The 3,121-nt window shown below is 66.7% G+C and carries 1 protein-coding gene and 2 pseudogenes; all 3 read left to right on the forward strand.

What is annotated here, in order from left to right; translation table 11 throughout:
* Positions 1–241 precede the first annotated feature (241 nt).
* Positions 242–565, forward strand: a pseudogene (locus NVV99_RS26060) (IS21 family transposase); the annotation flags it as partial.
* A gap of 173 nt (positions 566–738) precedes the next feature.
* Positions 739–2,300: pseudogene (gene istA, locus NVV99_RS26065) on the forward strand (IS21 family transposase).
* A complete protein-coding gene (locus NVV99_RS26070; protein WP_260783263.1) occupies positions 2,297–3,091 on the forward strand; it encodes an ATP-binding protein in 795 nt (264 codons plus the stop codon). The pseudogene istA and the gene NVV99_RS26070 overlap by 4 nt, the downstream one beginning before the upstream one ends.
* Positions 3,092–3,121: the final 30 nt, after the last annotated feature.

The raw sequence follows: 3,121 nt of genomic DNA on the forward strand, positions 1-3,121 counted from the left end.
CTGCTGCCGCGATTCCTGCTGCATAGTCAGGACAGGAGAAGGGATCACCGTCCTACACCACCTTCTGGGGCTTGACCTACGCGCCTCCGCATCGACTGTCAATAGAAAGCGCTGTGGAAGCCGCGAAAGGACTGGACTTCCTTGCACCAACGGGCGTGCCCTCTACGTTTGTCGACGGCGGGTGAATACTGACCCCCGGGTGACGGGTGAATCTTGACCCCTCCCGACCCTGGGAGGGTGATTGGTGGAGCAGTGGGCCGAGATACGCCGGTTGCATAACAGCGAGGGTGTGCCGATCAAGGAGATCTCCAGGAGGCTGGGGATAGCGAGGAATACGGTGCGATCAGCGTTGGCCTCATCCGAGCCGCCGAAGTACAAGCGAGCCCCGAAGGGATCGCTGGCCGATGCGTTCGAACCGGAGATCCGCAAGCTTCTGGCGGAGTATCCGACGATGCCGGCCACGGTGATCGCCGAGCGGATCGCCTGGCCGCACTCGATGACCGTGCTTAAGGACCGCGTGCGAGCGATCCGCCCCGAGTACCGCGGGGTTGACCCGGCGGACCGTATCGAGCACAAGTGAATATTCGTCTCACTGGGGTCCACCGGTATTGCCTCCGGGGGCCAGTGGCCGGGATCGCGAATATTGCGCTTGGGGGCCAGCAGTAGCGCCCGTGGGGGCCACCCGCTTCTAGGCTCCTTCCGCCGCGTGTATAGGGCACGCGGCGGAAGGAGCAATCCGTGACTGTACGGAAGATCAGGGCGAAGCTCGTGTTGCAGCTTCGCGCCGAAGGCCTGTCCGGGGGGCAATTGCCGCCTCGCAGGGCATGTCCCGCAAGAGCATCACCGCGGTGCTGGAGGCCGCCGATGCGACCGAGACGAGCTGGGACGACGTCGCCGAGCTGACCGATGAGCGGGTGTACGCCCGCCTGTTCCCGGGGCGCGGTGAGCACGAGAGCGTGTTCGCCCAGCCGGACTGGGAGCAGGTCCACCGCGAGATGGCCCGGGTCGGGGTCACGCTCAAGCTGCTGCACGGCGAGTACACCGACCGCTGCGCCCACGCGAAAGCGCCGGCGATGGGATATGACCGGTGGTGCAAGACCTACCAGCGACACGTGATGGTGACCGGCGCCGCCTCCCGCGTGGGGCACAAGGCCGGCCAGACGGTCGAGGTCGACTGGTCCGGCCCCACGATGGAGGTGACTGACCCGGTCACCGGGGCGACGCGGAAGGTGTATCTGTTCGTGGCGTGCCTGCCGTTCAGCCGGTACGCGTTCGTCTGGCCCAGCACCGACATGCAGCAGGACGCGTGGCTTCGGGCTCACGTGGCGATGTTCGACGCCATCGGCGGGTCGGTACCGCGGATCGTGTGCGACAACCTCAAGACCGGCGTGGTCAAGCACCCCCGCGACGGCGAGATCGTCCTCAACGACGCCTACCGGGAGATGGCCGCCCACTACTCCGCAGCCGTTCTGCCAGGCCGGATACGGCGCCCGAAGGACAAGGCGAGCACCGAGAACACCGTGGCGCACGTGGCGACCTGGGTGATCGCCGGCCTGCGGGACCGGACGTTTCACACGGTGCCCGAACTGGCCGAGGCGATCGGTGAGCGGATGGACGCCTAAAACCGCGAACCATTCCAGAAACGCCCCGGCTCGAGACTGAGCGTGTTCACCGCCGAGGAGCGGCCGCTACTCACGCCGCTGCCCGCGGTGGCGTTCGAGATCAGCCGGTGGCTCTACGGCCGCCGGGTCGGCCGCAACGGGCACGTGGTGTTCGAGCGCAACTTCTACTCCGCCCCGCTGGCCCACATCGGTACCAAGGTCGATGTGCGGATCACCGCCCGCACGCTGGAGATCTACCGCGGCACCGAGCGGATCTCCAGCCACCTGCTGCTCCCAGCTGGAGCCGCCGGGCAGTACCGCACCAACGACGCCGACCTGCCGGCCGGCCGCCAGTACCAACAGTGGGATGCACCCCGGGTACGGGAGTGGGCCGAGCGGGTGGGGCCAGCGGCGGTCATCGTGATCAACCGGATCTTCGAATCCGTACCCGTCGACGAACAGGGCCTCGACGCCGCCCTGGCGGTGCTGCGCCTTTCGCGGCGGTTCTCAGCCGAGCGCGTCGAAGCCGCCTGCGCCCTGGCGCTGACCGGGCCCGTGCGCTCGCCCCGCTACGCGCATATCCACCCGATCCTGGCCACCGGCCAAGACAAGACCGCCGCCCTACAGCCACGCACGAAGCCCGAACAGGCCGGCGGGTACGTCCGCGGCGCCGACTACTACGCCAGGAGCACCCGATGAGCAGCATCGATAGCGAGACCAAGCGCAAGCTCCGCGAGATGGGCGCCCAGCCACTGCTCGAGGCGATCGAAGCGCAACACGACGACCACGTGGTCGGCATGAACTTCGGCGAGCGCCTGCAGCTGGTCGTCGACCACGCCCACGAGAGCTTCAACCACTCCAAGATCGACGGACTCATCCGCCGGGCCAACCTGCGCTACCCAGCAGCCGATCTGCGGCGCGTGGACCTGGTCGAGGAACGCGGCCTGGACCGCGCCGTCCTCGCGCAGCTGGCCACCTGCTCGTTCATCCAGCGCCAACAGAACGTCGTCTTCCAGGGCTTCACCGGCTCGGGCAAGTCCTACCTCGGCTGTGCCCTGGCCAAGCAGGCATGCCAGCACCGCTTCCGGGCGCACTACATCCGAATGCCCGACCTCGAAGAAGCCTGGGCCCTGGCCAAAGGCCGACCCCAAGGCCAGAACAAATTCCTCAAAAAGTACGCCGCGTTCTCCCTGCTGGTGATCGACGAATGGCTCCTAGACCACCCCGACGAGACGATCAGCAGAATGCTCCTCGAGCTCCTTGAACGACGCTACGACACCGGGTCGACCGTGTTCTGCACCCAGTATTCCAAGAAGGACTGGCACCAGCGCCTGGGCTCCGGAGTACACGCCGACGCCGTCATGGACCGCATCGTGCACAACACCATCTGGATCGACACCGGCACCCACAACATGCGCGAGCATGCGGCCGCTGCCGGGAGGTCTGATCCCTCCCGGGATTTCCGGAGGGCTCCTCTCAAGGGAGGATGAAACCTATGGCAGCAGGATCGAAGCGGTACT

This window comes from Rhodococcus sp. PAE-6 (assembly GCF_025290685.1).
GTDB lineage: Bacteria > Actinomycetota > Actinomycetes > Mycobacteriales > Mycobacteriaceae > Rhodococcus > Rhodococcus pyridinivorans.